Source organism: Poseidonibacter ostreae, assembly GCF_009208075.1.
Taxonomy (GTDB): Bacteria; Campylobacterota; Campylobacteria; order Campylobacterales; family Arcobacteraceae; genus Poseidonibacter; species Poseidonibacter ostreae.
In genome coordinates this window covers 1-17714 of the sequence record NZ_WFKJ01000054.1, presented here as the reverse complement: position 1 = coordinate 17714, position 17714 = coordinate 1, and the positions used below count along the sequence as shown (strand labels likewise).

Below are 17714 nucleotides of genomic sequence, written 5' to 3'. Positions count from 1 at the left end.
AAAAGGCAATCATTGTACCTTCATCTCTTACTGTATCAGAAGCCCAAAGGATTATTGCTTCTTTCTTTGAAGATGTTTTTTCTTTCTTTTCTCTAATTTCTTTTGCTAATTTTAAACCCGTCTCATAGCCAATAGTTGAAGGAATTAAACTTCCATCTAATGCATAAAAATTTCTTCCTGTTGGAAGTGCATCTGCTGTTCTAATTGGGTCATTACCTTTTCCTGCACTTATATATCCACCATTTAAGGCATTTAATAAAGCATCTATTTCTTTTTTTGGAGAAATAATAAGATTAGCTTTAGTTTCTTCTGAAACTTGGGATTCTTTACTCATTGAAGTAATCATCGTATCAATTGCTTTTTTATTCCAGTCTTGACCAAAAGTATGTAAACCTAAAGGCATAAACTCTTCTTGTAAATGCGTTAGATAATGACCAACTTCATGAAGTAAAAATTCATCATCAACTTCATCAAAACCAATACCTCGAACCTTTAGTTCTTCATCCATACTCTCGACTAACTCAGCTCGTAAATTCATTTTATCAATTGAAGTTTTAATTTTGTTAATTGCATTTTTTCTAATATTATCATCACTTGCAGCTTCAGCACTTTCAATTAACTGTCTTAGTTTTAATAAATTATCATAAAGTTTTGTAGTTGCTAGTGGTGGAGTTAAATGGTCAATCATAATAGCCTGACCTCTTCTTTTTGCTTGAATACCTTCACCTACACCATCAACAATATATGGGTAAATACTTGGTATTCCTTCAATAATTAAGGATGGATAATCACTAGCGCTTAATCCAACACTTTTTCTTGGTAAAAACTCATAAGTTGAATGACGTCCAACATGAATAATACCATCTGCTTTAAACTGTTGTTTCATATAATAATAAAAGGCTAAATACTGATGTGTTGGAGGAAAAGATAGATTTGCATGAAGTAACTCCTCATTTAACTCCCAACCTCTTGGGGGTTGTGGAGCTAAGATTATATTTCCAAAAATTACAGAAGGCACTAATAGTTCATCTTCCCAAACCATAACTTCTCCAGGTGCTTCACCCCAACCTTTTAATCCTTCAATTTCCATTTTGATTATTGCATTTTTTAGTGCAGTAGAACTCTTGTAGTTAAACTCTTTTTCTTCAATACTTTGTTTTAATATATGCTCATATTCATCTTCTAATTGTTCTAATAAATTAATAGATCTTTGTCTACTTTTACTTCTTACTCCATCTAAAGCATGATGTAAGTTTGATATTGTTTTATTCATATAATCTTTTATAGCTTTATAAGAGTTAGCCTTATTTGAACTTTTCACTTCTTTTATTTCATCATTTAAAAACTTAACAATTTTTTCATGAAGTGCCGAAAGTGGTCCATATTTCATTTCGGCTTGAATATCAAGAGGAAGTGTTTTAAAATACTTAGAATAATCCTCTAAATTAACTTTTGCAACTTTTGAACTTTGTTCTTTTAAAACTTTTTTATCATTTGGTAAATTTACAGCTTTTTCTTGTAAAAGGTCTAATAACTCTTCACTACTATTTGGAAGAACCCCAACATCATAACCTTTACTTTGAAGCTCTTGTAAAATTTTAAAAAGTGATTTAGGAACATTAAGATTATCTGCTCCAATATTATGACGTCCAGGAGGATGATTATAATAAATAATTGCAAGTTTTTTATCTTTATTTTCTTTTGTTTTTAAACTCATCCATGCTTTTGATTTTTTAATTATATTTTTGATTTCTTCTTTCATTAGTTTTGAATCAAGAACTAAAGCACCAGTTTTTGAATCAATTGAAGAGTCATTATTCATAGCTAGAATATAAACTTGTCCAATACCTTGAAGTTCAGGCATTGAAACTCTATAATGAACAGAGTTTACAGGTAAACCTTGAGAAGATAAAGAATAAGACAAAGCATTTGTATCTAATACTCTAAGAGCTTTTAAAACTGGAATATTTAATCTTTCTAAACTTTTGGTTACTTCTTCTCTAGACTCTCCTCCACCTATTACAAAATCTTGTAAAGAGATAATCGAAAATACTTGTTTTTTATTTAAATTATTAGTTAAGTTCTCTAAACTCTTAACTGCTTTAAAACTTGGGTTCCCCCAAGAACTAAGAATTGAAATAACTTGAAGATTAGATTGTGAATATATTTCTTCATGAACTTTCCAATCACTAGAATTATCAGCTCTATCATTATCTAAAATAATCAAAATATTTTTATCTTCTGTTAAATCTTTTTTTAATTCAGAAACACTATCATAAGTTTTTGAAGCATTTGCATTTAAAAAATATCTTACATTTTTTAACTCTAAAATCTTTGGCCATAATGTTTTATTTAAAGTATTACTTGATAAAAAATAAAATAGATTTGAGATATTCTCACTTCCCCTATTATCCCAATAAGCTCTTGCTTGCAAATAATATGAATACTCTTTGAACTCTTCTTGTTTTTTACTTAAAAACTCTAAATATGATTTCTGTGATTTATCTTTTGATAATAGTTTTGTTGGAATTGAAGTAAATTTTGCTTTTGAAATATCTTTATTTAAAGATAAGAGTCTTCTATCCCCTTGAAGAGAAACTACAGTGTTAACACTCTTATAATTTTTTGACAATAGTTTTTCAACTACATCTCCAAAAACTGATGTATATAAAACTACTTCAGCTTTATTTATTTGCGATTGAAGTTCTTTATCACTCATATTTAAAACTTGTGAAACAGAACGAACAGAAATTTTATCTTTTGAATTTTTTAAATAATTATTAGCACCAGCATTTAAACTAGGTGTTGATCTATCTGACACAACAACAAAAATAGATTTACTATTTTCTATAGCAAAAATATTTATAGTAAAAATAAACATAAGACAAAACATAAAAAAATGTTTAAATAAAAACATGAAACTTCCTATTAATATATAAATTAATACAAGAATCAACTAGGGTTGTAGAAAAACTAATATAAGTAATAAAATTAAGTATGTCTTCTTTCAGGTCACCCCGCCTGATTTGCATTGAAAAAATTAAAAAGGTCGGTCTCCGGACTTAATGTATTTTTACAAACTAAAAACTTCCCTTCCCATCAAAATGACAGTGGTTAAAGCTTTAGTATAATAGATAATTCTACTATATACATATTACCGTTGCGGGGGCAGTATAGGATTTACACCTATTTCCCGTGAATTAATATTTATAATTCACCAATTTAATTATTAAGAGTAGATTCTATCTATTCTGGGCTTAATTTATTTAAGAAAAAAGAGAAGATAAAATAAGTCTAAGAAAGACTTATTTTAATATTTTATGCGAATGCTGGTTCTAAGAAAGGAATAATTTGTTTTTTTCTAGAAAGACAACCGTCTAACCAAACTTTTCCATCAACTAATTCAACGCCAAAGGCATTTTCAAAAGTTGAATTATCAACAGAAGCTACAAGTATTTCTGAACCTTCTTTCATAATATCAGTTAGAATTAAACATGCTGTATGAAGATTTTTTTCTGCTCTTAACTCTTCTAAATCCGCCTCTAAATCATCTTTAATTGAATCAAAAATAGCCAAATCAATAACTTCTAATTGTCCAATTCCAACAGCATTTCCATGCATATCAAAAGGTTTATAATCTCTTAATATAAGTTCTCTAACTGGAACTCCCTCAACTGCTGATTTAACTTTAAACATCTCCATTCCTAAAGCTGCAAAATCTTCAATACCAGCAATTACTGCTAACTCTTTAACAATTTTCATATCAATTGGAGTACAAGTAGGTGATTTAAAAATTACCGTATCAGATAAAATCGCACATAACATGATTCCTGCAATATTTGCTGGAATTTCAACACCATGATAATCATACATCTCTTTTACAATTGTATTTGTACAACCAACTGGTCTAATCCAACACTCTAATGGAGTTGAAGTAGTAATATCACCTAATTTATGGTGATCTACAATACCAACAACTGTTGCTTGGTCAATATCTGCTGGTGCTTGACCTTTGTCTGAGTAATCAGTAATAAATAACTCTTCACCTGCAAATTGAGTTTTTAATAGTGGAGCTTCAAAACCAAACTTATCTAAAATAAATTGAGTCTCAGGAGAAACAGGTCCTTGACGAGCAGGAATTGCTTCACGTCCAATTTTATTTAATAAATATCCTAATGAAATCGCTGAACAAATTGAATCTGAATCAGGAGTTGTATGTCCACATGTATAAATTGCCATTTTAATATCCCTATTTTTAATATTTTATAATTTTCAGGCATTTTATCTAAACTATTGTTTATTTACTTTTAAATAAAAATATTAATCTAATAATGGACTTATTGTTATATTTTGTTATAATTACAATTAAATAAAAGGAGATACATTATGATTAGTAAAAATTTACAAGAAGCATTAATAGAACAATTAAATAAAGAGTTTCAATCAGCTTATATTTATTTAGGAATGAGTGCATACTGTTCAAAAGAGGGTTTTAACGGTGCATCATCATGGTTTTTAATTCAATATCAAGAAGAAGTTTCTCATGGAATGAAGTTTTTTAAATATCTTGAAGACCAAGATGTACATATTAAACTACCAGAAATCAAAGCATCAAAAGTTGAGTATAAATCATTATTAGATGTATTTAAAAAATCCTTAGCACATGAACAAACAATGACTAAAAACTTAAACAACTTATCAGATGCAGCAATGAAAGACAAAGATCATGCAACATATAACTTACTTCAATGGTATGTTACAGAACAAGTTGAAGAAGAAGCTACAGTATCTGAAATTATTGACCATATTAAACTTGTAGGAGATAATGGTTTTGGATTATATACGATTGACAAAGAACTTTCTTCTAGAACTTTTATTGACCCAACAGTAGTATAAAGATTTAGGAGTACTATAATGTTTAGAATTATGTATATGAGTACAGCTACAAGAGTAATTCCTGATAGTGAATTAGAAGAGCTATTAGAGACTTCAAGAAAAAACAATAAAGAAAAAAACCTAACAGGTTTACTTATAGTAAAAGGAAGAACTTTTCTTCAATGTCTTGAAGGTGAGAAAAAAGATGTTGAAGAAATATTTAACAAAATACTTAAAGATGATAGACATACTAGTATAATAGATTTAATTGAAGAAGATATTTCAAGTAGAATGTTTCCAACTTGGGATATGGGATATAAAAACCTAAAAATAGTTGATGATATAAAAAGTGAGAAAATAAGAAAAATTTCAAGCATAGATGACTTCGATATTAAAAAAGAAGATATAGCAGAAGTAATTCAAGAGTTTATAGCTTATGACTAATTCAAACAAATAAGGCAAAATGCCTTATTTATTCTTCTATTAAAAACTTACCCTCTGCTCTATTTTTAACTAGCTTTGAGGCATCAACTACAACACCATGCATTGCTAAATAAATTCCATTTTCTATATTTGCACTTAAAAATCCTAAAGCTTGGGAAAAGTTCATTGTAGCTTCCACCTCATCAATACTCATAGGAACCATGGCACCTGTAAATACAATTTTTTTATCAGAAATTTGTTTTTTCAAAAATTGTGAAGTTAAATCAACTGTATCAGTTCCATGAATAATAATGATATTTTCATTTTTAGAATTTTTTACACTATTTGTAATTAATTCTCTATCAACATCTGTCATATCCAAACTATCTTTTGAAACAATATTTATAACTTCATAATCAACATTAAAACAAGATGCTAAAATCTTATCAAGTGCGATATTATCATTTGGAACTTCTAGTTGACCTTTTATAGGATTATATCTTTTATTAAATGTTCCACCTGTATTTATAATTGTAACTTTCATAAAATTCCTTTTAGTAGTTATTTACCATGTTTTTAGGATGTAATAATTTATCTAATTCATCTTGAGTAAATAGCTCTTGTTCTAATACGATATCATAAACTCTTCTATTTGTTGCTAATGCTTCTTTTGCTAGGGCTGAACATTTCTCATATCCTAAAATCGGATTTAAAGAAGTTACAATAGTTACAGAATTTAAAATATAATCCATACATACCTCTTCATTTGCAGTAATTCCTTTAATACACTTTTCACCTAATGTATAAAAAGATCTTCTCATCATATTAATTGAAGTAAATAGTTTATAAGCAACTATTGGTTCAAATACATTTAATTGCAATTGTCCTCCCTCACAAGCCATTGAAATTGTAACATCAGAACCAATTACTTCAAAAGCTACTTGATTTACAACTTCTGGGATTACAGGATTTACTTTTCCAGGCATTATTGAGCTTCCTGGTTGTACTTTTGGTAAGTTTATTTCATTAAATCCTGCTCTTGGACCTGAACTTAAAAGTCTTAAGTCATTACATATTTTAGAAATTTTAATAGCAACTCTTTTTAGTATTCCAGAAATATGAACAAAAGCTCCTGTATCTTGTGTTGCTTCAATTAAATCCCCAGCACTTACATAATCAACACCTGTTACTTCTCTAAGATTACTTATTACTTTTCTTTGATAAGCAGCTTTAGTATTAATTCCTGTACCAATTGCTGTTGCTCCTAGATTTACTTCTTTAAGTAAAGCCTGAGTTTCTCTTAATCTAAAAATATCATCATCAATCATTACTGCATAAGTTTTAAACTCTTGACCTAAAGTCATAGGAACAGCATCTTGAAGTTGTGTTCTTCCCATTTTTAATACATCTTTAAACTCAACTGCTTTTTCATTAAAAGTATCTCTTAAATAACGTAATGAATCTTTTAATTTATAAATTAATTCATGTAAAGTTAACTTAATAGCAGTTGGATAAACATCATTTGTTGATTGAGACATATTTATATGATTATTTGGATGAATAACATCATAAGTACTTCTTTTTTCACCTAATATTTCTAAGGCTCTATTTGCTATTACTTCATTTGCATTCATATTTGTTGAAGTTCCAGCTCCTCCTTGGATTGGATCTACAATAAACTGATCATGAAATTTTCCATCAATTATCTCATTACAAGCTTGGATAATTGCATCTCTTTGTTTATCATTTAAATCACCTAACTCAAAGTTTGTTAAAGCACAAGCTTTTTTTACTTTTGCTAATGATTTAATAAAAGTAGGAAATAGTGACATATCCGTATGAGTAATATCAAAATTCTCTTTTGCTCTTAGTGTTTGTATTCCATAATATGCATCTTTTTCAATTTTCTTTTCACCTAAAAAATCTTTTTCAATTCTATATTCTTCTTCCATATTATCCCTCTTAATTTAATATTTAAAAGTATACTTTTTAAAAGTATGCTAAAAGTGTGTTTTAATGTTTTAACAATAAGGTATATCCCTCTTGTGACACATTTTTTATAATGTTAATAGGAAGTTTAGCTCTTAAATCTTTAATAAAAGATTTTAAAGCATGAGATGTCATTTCCTTATCAAGCCAAAGCTCTTCTTCTATTTGAGTATAACTTACTATTTGGTTTTTATTTTCATACAGTAAATGTAAGAAATCTTTCTCTCTTTTTCTTAAACTTATCTCTTCTTTATCATTATAAAGAAGTGCTCTTTTATGTAAATCTAAAAAAAGATTAGAAGATAAAGCAATTTGATCTAATAAGTTTTCATTTATATATTTATATAATGCTTCATTTAGTTTTTTTAAGTTCAATGGTTTTAAGATAAAATGATTTATATTTAGATTTATTAACTCCATTAAATACTCTTCATTTGAATGCGCAGTAAGCATCATAATAGTTGTATGCCTATCTGTACTTCTAACTTTTTTTACAAACTCAACTCCATTCATATTTTTCATTTGAATATCACTAAGTATGATTTTAGGTTTATACTCTAAATACATATCATATGCCTCTTCTCCATCACAAGCTTCATATACATCTTTGAAATAGTATTTTAAAGTATTAACAATAACCTCTCTTATTCCATCTTCATCTTCAACACATAAAATACTAATATCTTTTAATTTTTCTAATAAAATCTTTTCCATTTCTTATCCTATTTTTACCCTAATAGCACTATTTTAAAAACAGCACCTTTTTCATCATTTTTGACACTCAATTCTCCACCCATATTTTTTTCGATAATAAGTTTAGAAATATAAAGACCTAAACCTGTTCCCTTAGAGGACTCTTTTGTAGTAAAATATGGATCAAAGATTAAATCATAATTCTTTTCATCTAATCCTCCTGCATTATCTTTTACTTTAATAATGCATAAACTGCCAAAGGATTCTATAACTAAAGTGATTTTTGGGTTTTGAATTTTTCTTTCTACTAAAATATCTTTTGCATTTGAAATTAGATTTAAAATAACCTGAGCAAACTCTGTAGGATAGCCATTTATAAAGCTATTGTTTTTTACTTCAAGATTTAAGATGATTGAACTATCTTCTAAAGAAGCATTTACAAGATTTATTGCTTTTTTGCAAGATGCTAAAACATCAAAAACTTCTTTTTTCTTATCTGGCTTATAAAAGTTTCTAAAATCATCTATAGTATTTGACATAAACTCAATCATTTTATCACTTTTATCAATTGATTTTAAGATATGTTCATTTGTTACTTTTTTAAATCTTGTTGCAGTTTCAAGCTCCATTAAAATTCCAGAAACTTCAGTTAAAGGTTGTCTCCATTGGTGTGCAATCATTGCAATCATTTCACCCATTCTTGCTAATTTTGATTGTTGAAGAATTGCTCTATCTTTTTGTTTTCCATCTTCAATTCCTTTTTCAACCTCTGTTACTAAAGTTTTATTTAAAGATTCAAGTCTCTCTTCTCTATTTTGTACTCTATTTTTATATTTTTTTATTACATCGTGAATAATAGTATTCATAAGCATTGAAAAAAGTACCATAAATACGAAAATTATTACTGTTAAAACAATCATAAATTCTTTAAATTCATTCTGTCTTATTTCATGAAGTTTCTTTTTTTCTTGTAGAAGTTTTGATAATTTTTTTTCATCATAATTATTTTGTAAAATATATACTTGTTTAAACTCTATAGTATCAATTTCAAAACTACTATTTGTAAGTTTTAAATAATATGAAGTTGAGAAGAATGAAATAAATAAAATAGCTAAAAAAGGGACTATAATAATAAAAAAAGGTATTCCTTCTTTATTAAACATCAACTTATCCTTATATAAATTTATCATTATATATTGACCAATTTTTAGTAAAAACTAGCTGACTAAAAATTATTCAGCTAGTTTTTTTATTACTTTTTAGATTTTTTATCGTTTATATTATCAACTATCTCTTTCCAAACTTTTTTATCAATTTTGTACTCATTATAATCGTTATATCTCAATACTGGTTTTTTACCCTCTGCTAACTGTCTATCATAACCTTTGATTAATTGTAATACAGGTTTATATAAAAGTGCAATTACAATTAAGTTTATTACAGCTAATAATCCCATAGATAAATCAGCAAAAGCAAATATAGAACCTAAATCTTGAAAAGAACCCCAAATAATAAGAGAGATACATAAAAGCTTAAATGCTGTAAATAAAGGCATGTTAGCCTTACTAAAGAAATTTAAACTATTTTCAGCAAGATAGTAATTATATAACATTGATGATAAACCAAATAAAAATAGTGCAATAGTTACAAAATATCCACCAAAAGGTCCTATATGCTCAATTAATGCATTTTGTGTTAATAATACACCTTCAACACCTTGAGCACCTGGAACATAAACACCAGATAAAAGAATAATAAAAGCTGTACAAGAACATAAAATAATTGTATCAATAAATACAGAAAAAGACTGAACAATACCTTGTTGAACTGGATGAGCTACATAAGCTACTGCTGCTACATTTGGTGCTGAACCAAGTCCTGCTTCATTTGAAAACATTCCTCTTTTAGCACCTTGTAAAATAACAGCACCAATACCACCACCAATTGCAGAAGATGGATTAAAAGCTTCATTTACAATCATTGAAATAAGCTCTGGAATTTTTTCAAAATTTAAGCCAATTACAACTAATGCAATTAGTAAATAACCCATAGCCATAACAGGAACAATAACTTCAGAGAATTTAGTAATTCTTTTAATTCCACCAAATACTGCTGATGCAAATATTATTGTTAAAACAACAGCTGTAATCCATGTTGGAATATCAAATGTAGATTCAAAAGAAGTAGTAATAATAAAAGACTGTGTAGCATTAAAGGCAAACCCAAAAGTTATCATTAATAGTATAGAGATAATAAAACCTAACCATTTTTGTCCTAAAGCTTTAGTTGCATAGTAAGCAGGTCCACCTCTATATACACCTGAATCTTGACCATCTTTTTCTTTATACAATTGTGCTAAAGAACACTCAAAGAAACTAGTACTCATACCAATTAAACCAATAATCCACATCCAAAAAACTGCTCCTGGACCTCCTAATGTAATAGCAACTGCAACACCTGCAATATTTCCACCACCTACACGACCTGCAATACTTAACATTAAAGCTTGGAAAGAACTAATATGCCCATCTTTCTTATGTGAAGTATCTCTTAGAATATTGAACATTTTAAAGAAATATCTAAATTGTACAAACCTTGAACTAAGTGTAAAAAATACACCTAAAGCAGGAAGTAAATAAATTAAAATATTTCCCCAAATAAGATCATTTAAAAATGAATTAATTTCAGCTAACATTTTTGCTCCTTGAATTTGAAAAAAGTTTAGCATATGCAAGAGGGCTATTAGTGTCTTTACTAGAATATATAATATATTTCAAATATAAATAGTGTTAGAATTTATTCCATATAAAGAGTTCGTTTACTTTTATTTACTTTATATTAAAACTACATTTAAAGAAATGATATAAAATATATTTATATAAATTAAATAAAGGATTTAAAATGATAAGTGGTGTAGATTCAAGTCAAATGGCAATGCTTCAACAGTCAACTCAAAGTTCTAGTACTAATAGTTTAAGTAGTTCTCAATTAGAAACAATTTCATCTGTTTTAGAAGACTATGATGCAAGTAATTTAAGTCAAAGTGATGCCCAAAGTATTGTAGCAGCATTTGAAAATGCGGGAATAGAACCATCAGCAGAACTAGCAAGTGCAATGGAAGAAGCAGGTTTCGATGCTCGTGAAATTGGAGATTTAGCTGGTGGCAAATCAGGTGGTGGAATGCCACCTCCTCCACCTGCAGAAGAAACAGATTCAATTTCTTCACTACTTGATACACTGTTAAATACCGAAGAAGATGAAGAATCAACAAGTACTTCATTTGATGATATTATGGATTACACAAGTAGAATCTTAAATTTAAACGATGAAAGTAAGACTGAGGTAATGGACTTACTAGATAAATATTCTAATGAAGATGCAGACTATACAGCTGAAGAGACAAACAATTTATTAAAAACAGCACTTAGTCAAATATTAAGTGATACAAATAACTATAAATCTGTATCTTTTTACGGTTAAATTTTAAATCAAGGCTAGGATATAAATTATGATAAATATTTTAATGATAGAAGATGATCCTGAATTTTCGGAATTTTTAGGAGAATACCTAGCAAAATATAATATGAAAATTACAAATTATGAAGACCCATTTTTGGGTCTTAGTATTGGAATATCAAACTTTGATATTTTAATTTTAGATTTAACACTGCCTGGAATGGATGGCTTAGAAGTTTGTGAAAAGATTTCTAAAAGTTATGATATACCAATTATAATCTCTAGTGCTAGAGGAGATGTTACAGATAAAATAATGGGGCTTCAAATAGGAGCAGATTATTATCTTCCTAAACCTTACGATCCAAAAGAGATGTATGCTGTAATTCAAAGTCTTTTAAGAAGGTCTAAAAGAGGCTTAAAAGTTGAAGAAAAAAGTTCACTATTTATACATGAAGAATCAAAAATGCAAATTTTATTTAATAAAGAAGCTCTAAACCTTACACAAGCTGAATATGAAGTGCTAAGTGCACTTATTAGTAAAAAAGATGGTATTGTATCAAGAGAAGAGATAGTAAGTAAATGTGAAAGTTTAACTGATAGTTATAGTAAAAGCCTAGATGTAATTATAGGAAGACTTCGAACTAAGTTAAATGATAACCCAAGAAAATCACAATATATTCACTCAGTTAGAGGATTAGGATACAAATTAACACAATGAATTTCAACTCCTTAATCACAAAAATTGTATTTGTTTTTATAGTATCTATAATACTTTTTATTACAGTATTTATTGGGAATTACTATTATGAAGAGAATCTATTAAATACAAGATTAAGTGAAAACTATAAAAAAATCACTAAACACTCTCATGAAAATAGATTAGCACCTAATGAAATAATAGAATATATAGAAAAGCTAAATTTCCAGTTTATAGAAGATGGTGAGAGTTTAACAAGAGAGTCAAAAGCAATAGGTTCTGGTCCTGGCTTTGAGATATTTAAAAATGAAGATAGTTTTTATTTATTTATTCATGGGCCTGGATTTAGAATATTGGCAAAAGATTTAGATAAATATCCTTTAGGATATTATGGATTTCTAATATTAGGAATTATCTTTATAATATTCGTTTTAAGTTTTTTATGGATTATAAAAGCACTTAGACCTTTGAAGTTATTAAAAGAAGAGATTCAAGACTTTTCAAATGGAAAGTTAAATATAAATTGTAAAAGTGATAAAAAAGATGAGATAGCTGAAGTTGCAAATGAGTTTGATAATGCAGCAAAAAAAATATCTTTACTTCTAAACTCTAGACAACTTTTCTTAAGAACAGTAATGCATGAACTAAAAACTCCAATAGCTAAGGGAAGAATTGTAAGTGAACTTATTGATGATGATAAACAAAAAGATAGGATGGTTCTAATCTTTGATAAATTAAACTTGCTTATTAATGACTTCTCAAAAATTGAAGAGATAGTTTCAAAAAACTATAATATAAATAAATATAAAAACCATCTTGATTTAACAGTTGAAAAAGCTGTTGATATGATGATGTTAGATATTCCAAAAAATAAAATAGATTACGAAAATATTTCAAAAAAAACTATAAAAGTGGATTTAGAACTTTTTGCATTAGCAATTAAAAACTTACTTGATAACGGAATAAAGTATTCAAAAGATAAAAAAGTAAGAATACAAGAGAATGAAAATGAACTTCTTATTATATCAAAAGGTGATAAACTTAAAAAACCACTAAATGAGTATTTTAACGCATATCATAATGAAACAGAAAGTAAAAATCATGGAATGGGCTTAGGTTTGTATATTGTTCATGAAATTCTAAAAATGCATAAGATGAAGCTATCTTATGAATATTTAGATGAACATAATATTTTTAAAATTGCACTATAAGAATAGAAAATAAATACTATTTACTTCTAGCTTTTTTAATAATACTATTAATCATATTATTAAAAACAAAGTAGTGAATAGGAATTAAAGTATACCAATATAATCTTCCTAAAACTCCTTTTGGATAAAAATATGCAGATTGGATAAGTTTATTATCTTCTATTTTAAACTCCAACCATGCATTGCCTGGAACTTTCATTTGAGCATATAGTAAAAGTCTTTCATTCTCTTTTACATCAATAACTTTCCAAAAGTCTAAACTCTCACCAATTCTAAGTTTATTAGGATCTCTTCTTCCTCTTTTTAAACCAACTCCACCAATCATTTTATCTATAAAGCCTCTTGTTTCCCATAAAAAATCATAATCAAACCAGCCGTTTTCTCCACCAATTGAAGTAAATGCTTTATAAATACTCTCTTTTGATAAAGTGCTTATATCTTTTTCTTTTCTATCAAAAAATATTGCATCTGCAATCTCTTTACTATGATTTCTATCCCAAATTTTTCCTGAATTATCAGACCATCTGCTTATAACCTGATTTGTTTCAATCTCTTCAACTGCTTTTTTAACAGCACTTATAAAATCTAAAGGTTTGATATTTGGAAAATATTTTTTTGCATTGTCATTTTGAATTACCACTTCTGATTTTAAACCTTCAATCAAAGCTTTTGCAACTGTAAAAGGAACAGGTGTAAAGAGATTTAACCAATAAGATGAAATATTTATAGATAAAAAAGGAAGTGGAATAATTATTCTTTTAAGTCCTAAAGCTTGCGCTGTTTGAAGCATCATATCTTTATATTTTAACTGTTGTGAACCTATATCAATAACTAAGTTTTCACTCTGTTTTAAATATAGTGAGTCTACTAAGTAATTAATTACATCTTCAACAGCAATAGGCTGAGCTTTTGTTTCAACCCATTTTGGCGTTGTCATTATTGGAAGTTTTTCTGTTAAGTTTCTAATTATCTCAAAACTTGTACTTCCAGAACCTATTATAACCCCTGCTCTAATCCAAATATTTTGAACATTTTTATTTGAAGATAATATCTCCCCTGTTTCAATTCTACTTAATAAGTGCTCACTTGTATCATTATTTTTTACACCTAAGCCACCTAAGTATATTATTCTTTTCACCCCACACTCATTTGCAATATCTAAAAAGTTTTGAGCTGAGATTTTATCTAGGTCTTTGTAATTTTCACTACTTAAAGAGTGAATTAAATAGTAAGCAACATCTATATCTTTTAAAGCCTCTCTCAAAGAATCTTTATCAAAACTATCACCCTCAACTACTTCAAGACTATTGATAGTTTTTGAAGAAAAAGACTTTTTATTTCTTGTAAATAATCGTAAACTTACATCTTCTTTTTCTAAAAGCTTCTCTTTTAATCTTCTTCCTATATATCCTGTAGAACCTGTTAATAAAACTTTCATAATATAGCCTTTAAATTTATACCCTTAGTTTATCGTTTTACTTAAGCTTTTAGTATAGAAAATATATAAGGTTAATCTTCTTTTTCATTATAAAGCATATCATATTTACTTTTGTTTACTTTTAATTAAATCCCTATTTAAAGCGTTCTTATATAATTTTCACATAACAAAGCAAGGAGTTACTTATGGCAATATCAAATATAAGTGGATGCATTGGATGTGAAACTTGTGTAAAAGTTTGTCCAACAGATGTAATAAGAATGGAAAAAGATAAAGCAATAATAAAATATGTTGAAGATTGCCAAATATGTCATTTATGTAGACTTTATTGTCCAGTTGATGCTATAACAATCACACCTGAAAAATCAATTCCAGTAATTGTTTCATGGAGATAATTATGAGTAAAAATATTAAAATTTTATATATCTTTTTATCAATTACTGTTTTTATAGCTTTACCATTTTTATTTTTTGTTTTAGGAGATACACCATCAAGAAGTATATTGAAAAACACTCTTTCAATTATAACAATACTATCTTTTTTTATTTTATTTGGACAATTTTTACTATCAAAAACAAATACAACTATAAAAGAGATATTTAATTATGCAAAAGTTGTAAAGGTGCATAAACTTATAGGATATATAGTTTTACCTATACTTATTATTCATCCAGCTTTAGTAGTTCTTCCTAGATTTTTTGAAGTAGGAGTATCACCTTTTGAATCCTTTATAAAAATGATTACAACTTTTGATAACTTAGGCGTAATTTTAGGACTTATAGCATGGGGATTAATGCTAAGTTTAGGATTTACATCAATGTTTAGAAACAGATTAAATATCTCATATAAAGCATGGAAAGTCTTTCATGGTGTATTATCTTTAATATTTATTATCTTTGCTTCTTGGCATGTTATTGAAACAGGAAGACATATAGATTTAGCTATGAGTGTGTTGATTATTCTTTTAACACTAATATCAACTATTTTAATTATTAAAACTTACATATTTAAAAACGTAAGAGGAGCAAAGTAATGAATGAGAATATAAATACAAATGAAGAAAAAGTATCAAGAAGAGATTTTTTAAGTCTTTCTGCTTCTTTAGCAACTGCTGCATCCCTAACAGGATTAGGTCTATCACAAGGCTGGGCTGAAAATATTAGTGAAGTTAATACAAAAGATATTAAACAAACACAAAATGAAGTTGATGTACTTGTAATTGGCGGAGGAATGGCAGGACTTTTCGCATCTGTAAAAGCTCATGATGCAGGTTCAAAAGTTATGATGGTTTCAAAAGGAAGACTTGGAACTTCTGGACAAACACCTTTTGCAAAGGGTATCTTTTCTTACGATGAAAAAAATGAAGAATTAAGTATTGATGAATTTGCAGATAAAGTATCAAGATCAGCACTAGGTTCAAGTAATAAAGCCTATACAAGACAACTTGCAACTCATTCAAAAGCTAGAGTTGAAGAGTTGAAATCATGGGGCTTTTTTGATTCTGCTTTATGTTATAACGCTTTTATGAAACCAATGAAAGAAAGAAATATATCAATAATTGAGCGAACTATGATAACTCATTTAATAAAAGAAGATGGAAAAATTGCAGGTGCTGCTGGATTTAATTTAGATGATGAAGAAATATATATCTTTAAAGCAAAATCTGTAATCTTATGTACAGGTGCGGGAGGCTTTAAACCAAATGGTTTTCCAATTTGTGATTTAACTCATGATGGAACTATTATGGCTTATGATATTGGAGCAAAAGTCACAGGCAAAGAGTGGAATGATGGACATCCAGGAAGTGCAAAAGATTCAGCTGATTCTTTTGGAAATTGGCATGGAATGTTTGAAAGAACTCCTGAAACAACAAAAATACAAGTTAATCATCACTTAGGTGTTGATATGAATTATAAAGCATATGCTAGTGGTAATAGTATAAAAATGGGACCTCCTGGAATGCCATCTAATATGCAAAAAGAAATTGAAGGTGGACCATATACACCAGAAGAATTCGCAATGAATGAAAAAGATAGAAAAGGACCTCCCCCACCTAGAGATGGTGAAGATAATGGTGGAAGACCTCCAGGAATGAGTTCAGACCCAGTAGGAGGTTCAAGTGCAGGTCTTGCTATTCATAAATCTGAAGGACTAGTTCCTATAAATGAATATTGTGAATCAACAATAAAAGGACTTTATGCAGCAGGCGATGCTTTAGGTTCATATATGTCAGGTGGGATTTATACTCAAATTGGTTCATCATTAGCTGGTTCAGCTGTTCAAGGAGCTATTGCAGGAGAAGCCGCATCTAAATATTCAAAAAAAGCAGTAATGCCAATAATAACAAATAAAAAAATAGCAAAAATTAAAAAAGAGATATTAGCTCCATTAAATAAAGAAGCAGGATATTCTCCTGCGTGGGTAACACAAACTTTACAAGGGATAATGATTCCAAATTTTGTATTATATATCAAAAAAGAGACTATGTTAAAAGGTGCTTTAGCTTATGTAGAAGAGTTAAAAGATACACATATTCCAAATCTAAAAGCAAAAGATATGCATGAATTAAGACTTGCTCATGAAACAAAAAATATGATTATAAGCGCTGAAATGAAATTAAAAGCCTCTTTAATGAGAAAAGAGAGTCGTTGTAGTCATTTCAGATTAGATTATCCAAAGCTTGATAATAAAAACTGGCAAGCATGGATAAATATCTATAAAAGTAAAAAAGGGAAAATGAAGTTTGAAAAACAAGCCTTTGGAACGTGGGCAAAAGCATAAATTTTATCTATTTACTTACATTTAATTTATGTTTAAAACTTATTTAACTTGAATTGCTAAAATTTACATATAAAAATAAAGGATAAAAAAATGAATATTAATAAAAAAATACTTATAGCATCTTGTTTATTTGTAACAACAATAGTTGTTT

Annotated in this window: 16 protein-coding genes and 1 riboswitch; of the genes, 8 read left to right on the top strand and 8 right to left on the bottom strand. The window is 28.0% G+C overall.

Annotated features, from left to right (window positions below; all coding sequences use genetic code 11):
• Positions 1 to 2917: cobaltochelatase subunit CobN (locus tag GBG18_RS13450; RefSeq protein WP_193311155.1), on the bottom strand; the 2917-nt coding region annotated here is incomplete at its 3' end.
• A gap of 113 nt (positions 2918 to 3030) precedes the next feature.
• Positions 3031 to 3237, bottom strand: a riboswitch (cobalamin riboswitch).
• A gap of 81 nt (positions 3238 to 3318) precedes the next feature.
• Positions 3319 to 4239 carry a manganese-dependent inorganic pyrophosphatase gene (locus GBG18_RS13445; protein WP_152191860.1) on the bottom strand — a complete coding sequence of 307 codons (921 nt, stop codon included), beginning with the start codon at positions 4237 to 4239 and terminating at the stop codon, positions 3319 to 3321.
• Positions 4240 to 4386: 147 nt separating this feature from the next.
• Between GBG18_RS13445 and GBG18_RS13440 the strand changes: the two genes are divergently transcribed.
• Positions 4387 to 4896: a ferritin gene (locus GBG18_RS13440; RefSeq protein WP_152191859.1), complete on the top strand. Its 510-nt coding sequence runs from the start codon at positions 4387 to 4389 to the stop codon at positions 4894 to 4896.
• 18 nt (positions 4897 to 4914) lie between these two features.
• On the top strand, positions 4915 to 5319 hold the full coding sequence (locus tag GBG18_RS13435; RefSeq protein WP_152191857.1) for a BLUF domain-containing protein: 405 nt from the start codon (positions 4915 to 4917) through the stop codon (positions 5317 to 5319).
• A 28-nt stretch (positions 5320 to 5347) separates the two neighbouring features.
• On the opposite strand, the gene GBG18_RS13430 is transcribed toward GBG18_RS13435, so the two are convergent.
• The 5 genes from GBG18_RS13430 to GBG18_RS13410 all read right to left on the bottom strand — a co-directional run bounded on the left by GBG18_RS13430 (position 5348) and on the right by GBG18_RS13410 (position 10675).
• Positions 5348 to 5842 (bottom strand): asparaginase domain-containing protein, encoded by a 495-nt coding sequence (locus GBG18_RS13430; RefSeq protein WP_152191855.1) that lies wholly within the window; start codon positions 5840 to 5842, stop codon positions 5348 to 5350.
• A gap of 10 nt (positions 5843 to 5852) precedes the next feature.
• Positions 5853 to 7250, bottom strand: coding sequence for an aspartate ammonia-lyase (aspA, locus tag GBG18_RS13425; RefSeq protein WP_152191853.1), 1398 nt, complete (start codon positions 7248 to 7250; stop codon positions 5853 to 5855).
• Positions 7251 to 7311: 61 nt separating this feature from the next.
• On the bottom strand, positions 7312 to 8001 hold the full coding sequence (locus GBG18_RS13420; protein ID WP_152191851.1) for a response regulator transcription factor: 690 nt from the start codon (positions 7999 to 8001) through the stop codon (positions 7312 to 7314).
• Between the two features lie 14 nt (positions 8002 to 8015).
• Positions 8016 to 9143, bottom strand: coding sequence for a sensor histidine kinase (locus GBG18_RS13415; RefSeq protein ID WP_152191849.1), 1128 nt, complete (start codon positions 9141 to 9143; stop codon positions 8016 to 8018).
• An 89-nt stretch (positions 9144 to 9232) separates the two neighbouring features.
• Positions 9233 to 10675, bottom strand: a complete 1443-nt coding sequence (locus GBG18_RS13410) for an alanine/glycine:cation symporter family protein (protein ID WP_152191847.1) — start codon at positions 10673 to 10675, stop codon at positions 9233 to 9235.
• Between the two features lie 206 nt (positions 10676 to 10881).
• Between GBG18_RS13410 and GBG18_RS13405 the strand changes: the two genes are divergently transcribed.
• Genes GBG18_RS13405 through GBG18_RS13395 form a run of 3 tightly spaced genes read left to right on the top strand, consistent with a single transcriptional unit; the run spans position 10882 to position 13344 of the window.
• A complete protein-coding gene (locus GBG18_RS13405) occupies positions 10882 to 11460 on the top strand; it encodes a hypothetical protein (RefSeq protein WP_152191846.1) in 579 nt (192 codons plus the stop codon).
• Between the two features lie 28 nt (positions 11461 to 11488).
• On the top strand, positions 11489 to 12154 hold the full coding sequence (locus GBG18_RS13400) for a response regulator transcription factor (RefSeq protein ID WP_152191844.1): 666 nt from the start codon (positions 11489 to 11491) through the stop codon (positions 12152 to 12154).
• Positions 12151 to 13344, top strand: coding sequence for an ArsS family sensor histidine kinase (locus GBG18_RS13395; protein WP_152191842.1), 1194 nt, complete (start codon positions 12151 to 12153; stop codon positions 13342 to 13344). The genes GBG18_RS13400 and GBG18_RS13395 overlap by 4 nt, the downstream gene beginning before the upstream one ends.
• 16 nt (positions 13345 to 13360) lie before the next feature.
• Here the strand turns inward: GBG18_RS13395 and GBG18_RS13390 are convergent, their stop codons facing one another.
• Positions 13361 to 14782: an SDR family oxidoreductase gene (locus GBG18_RS13390; protein WP_152191840.1), complete on the bottom strand. Its 1422-nt coding sequence runs from the start codon at positions 14780 to 14782 to the stop codon at positions 13361 to 13363.
• Positions 14783 to 14967: 185 nt separating this feature from the next.
• Here GBG18_RS13390 and GBG18_RS13385 point away from each other — a divergent pair, with 185 nt between their 5' ends.
• From GBG18_RS13385 to GBG18_RS13375, 3 genes are read left to right on the top strand one after another with little or no spacing between them, the layout of a single operon-like run.
• A complete protein-coding gene (locus tag GBG18_RS13385) occupies positions 14968 to 15177 on the top strand; it encodes a 4Fe-4S dicluster domain-containing protein (protein ID WP_152191839.1) in 210 nt (69 codons plus the stop codon).
• Positions 15178 to 15179: 2 nt separating this feature from the next.
• Positions 15180 to 15815 (top strand): ferric reductase-like transmembrane domain-containing protein, encoded by a 636-nt coding sequence (locus GBG18_RS13380; RefSeq protein ID WP_193311154.1) that lies wholly within the window; start codon positions 15180 to 15182, stop codon positions 15813 to 15815.
• Positions 15815 to 17563 carry an FAD-dependent oxidoreductase gene (locus GBG18_RS13375; protein WP_152191835.1) on the top strand — a complete coding sequence of 583 codons (1749 nt, stop codon included), beginning with the start codon at positions 15815 to 15817 and terminating at the stop codon, positions 17561 to 17563. Before GBG18_RS13380 ends, GBG18_RS13375 begins: the two co-directional genes overlap by 1 nt.
• The last annotated feature ends 151 nt before the right edge of the window (positions 17564 to 17714 follow it).

Bases quoted from the DNA above. Each gene is read 5' to 3' on its own strand.
- GBG18_RS13410 (WP_152191847.1), bottom strand. From the start codon at position 10,675: ATGTTAGCTGAAATTAATTCATTTTTAAATGATCTTATTTGGGGAAAT.
- GBG18_RS13375 (WP_152191835.1), top strand. From the start codon at position 15,815: ATGAATGAGAATATAAATACAAATGAAGAAAAAGTATCAAGAAGAGAT.
- GBG18_RS13400 (WP_152191844.1), top strand. From the start codon at position 11,489: ATGATAAATATTTTAATGATAGAAGATGATCCTGAATTTTCGGAATTT.
- GBG18_RS13430 (WP_152191855.1), bottom strand. From the start codon at position 5,842: ATGAAAGTTACAATTATAAATACAGGTGGAACATTTAATAAAAGATAT.
- GBG18_RS13380 (WP_193311154.1), top strand. From the start codon at position 15,180: ATGAGTAAAAATATTAAAATTTTATATATCTTTTTATCAATTACTGTT.
- GBG18_RS13395 (WP_152191842.1), top strand. From the start codon at position 12,151: ATGAATTTCAACTCCTTAATCACAAAAATTGTATTTGTTTTTATAGTA.
- GBG18_RS13440 (WP_152191859.1), top strand. From the start codon at position 4,387: ATGATTAGTAAAAATTTACAAGAAGCATTAATAGAACAATTAAATAAA.
- GBG18_RS13435 (WP_152191857.1), top strand. From the start codon at position 4,915: ATGTTTAGAATTATGTATATGAGTACAGCTACAAGAGTAATTCCTGAT.
- GBG18_RS13405 (WP_152191846.1), top strand. From the start codon at position 10,882: ATGATAAGTGGTGTAGATTCAAGTCAAATGGCAATGCTTCAACAGTCA.
- aspA (WP_152191853.1), bottom strand. From the start codon at position 7,250: ATGGAAGAAGAATATAGAATTGAAAAAGATTTTTTAGGTGAAAAGAAA.
- GBG18_RS13390 (WP_152191840.1), bottom strand. From the start codon at position 14,782: ATGAAAGTTTTATTAACAGGTTCTACAGGATATATAGGAAGAAGATTA.
- GBG18_RS13445 (WP_152191860.1), bottom strand. From the start codon at position 4,239: ATGGCAATTTATACATGTGGACATACAACTCCTGATTCAGATTCAATT.
- GBG18_RS13420 (WP_152191851.1), bottom strand. From the start codon at position 8,001: ATGGAAAAGATTTTATTAGAAAAATTAAAAGATATTAGTATTTTATGT.
- GBG18_RS13415 (WP_152191849.1), bottom strand. From the start codon at position 9,143: ATGTTTAATAAAGAAGGAATACCTTTTTTTATTATTATAGTCCCTTTT.
- GBG18_RS13385 (WP_152191839.1), top strand. From the start codon at position 14,968: ATGGCAATATCAAATATAAGTGGATGCATTGGATGTGAAACTTGTGTA.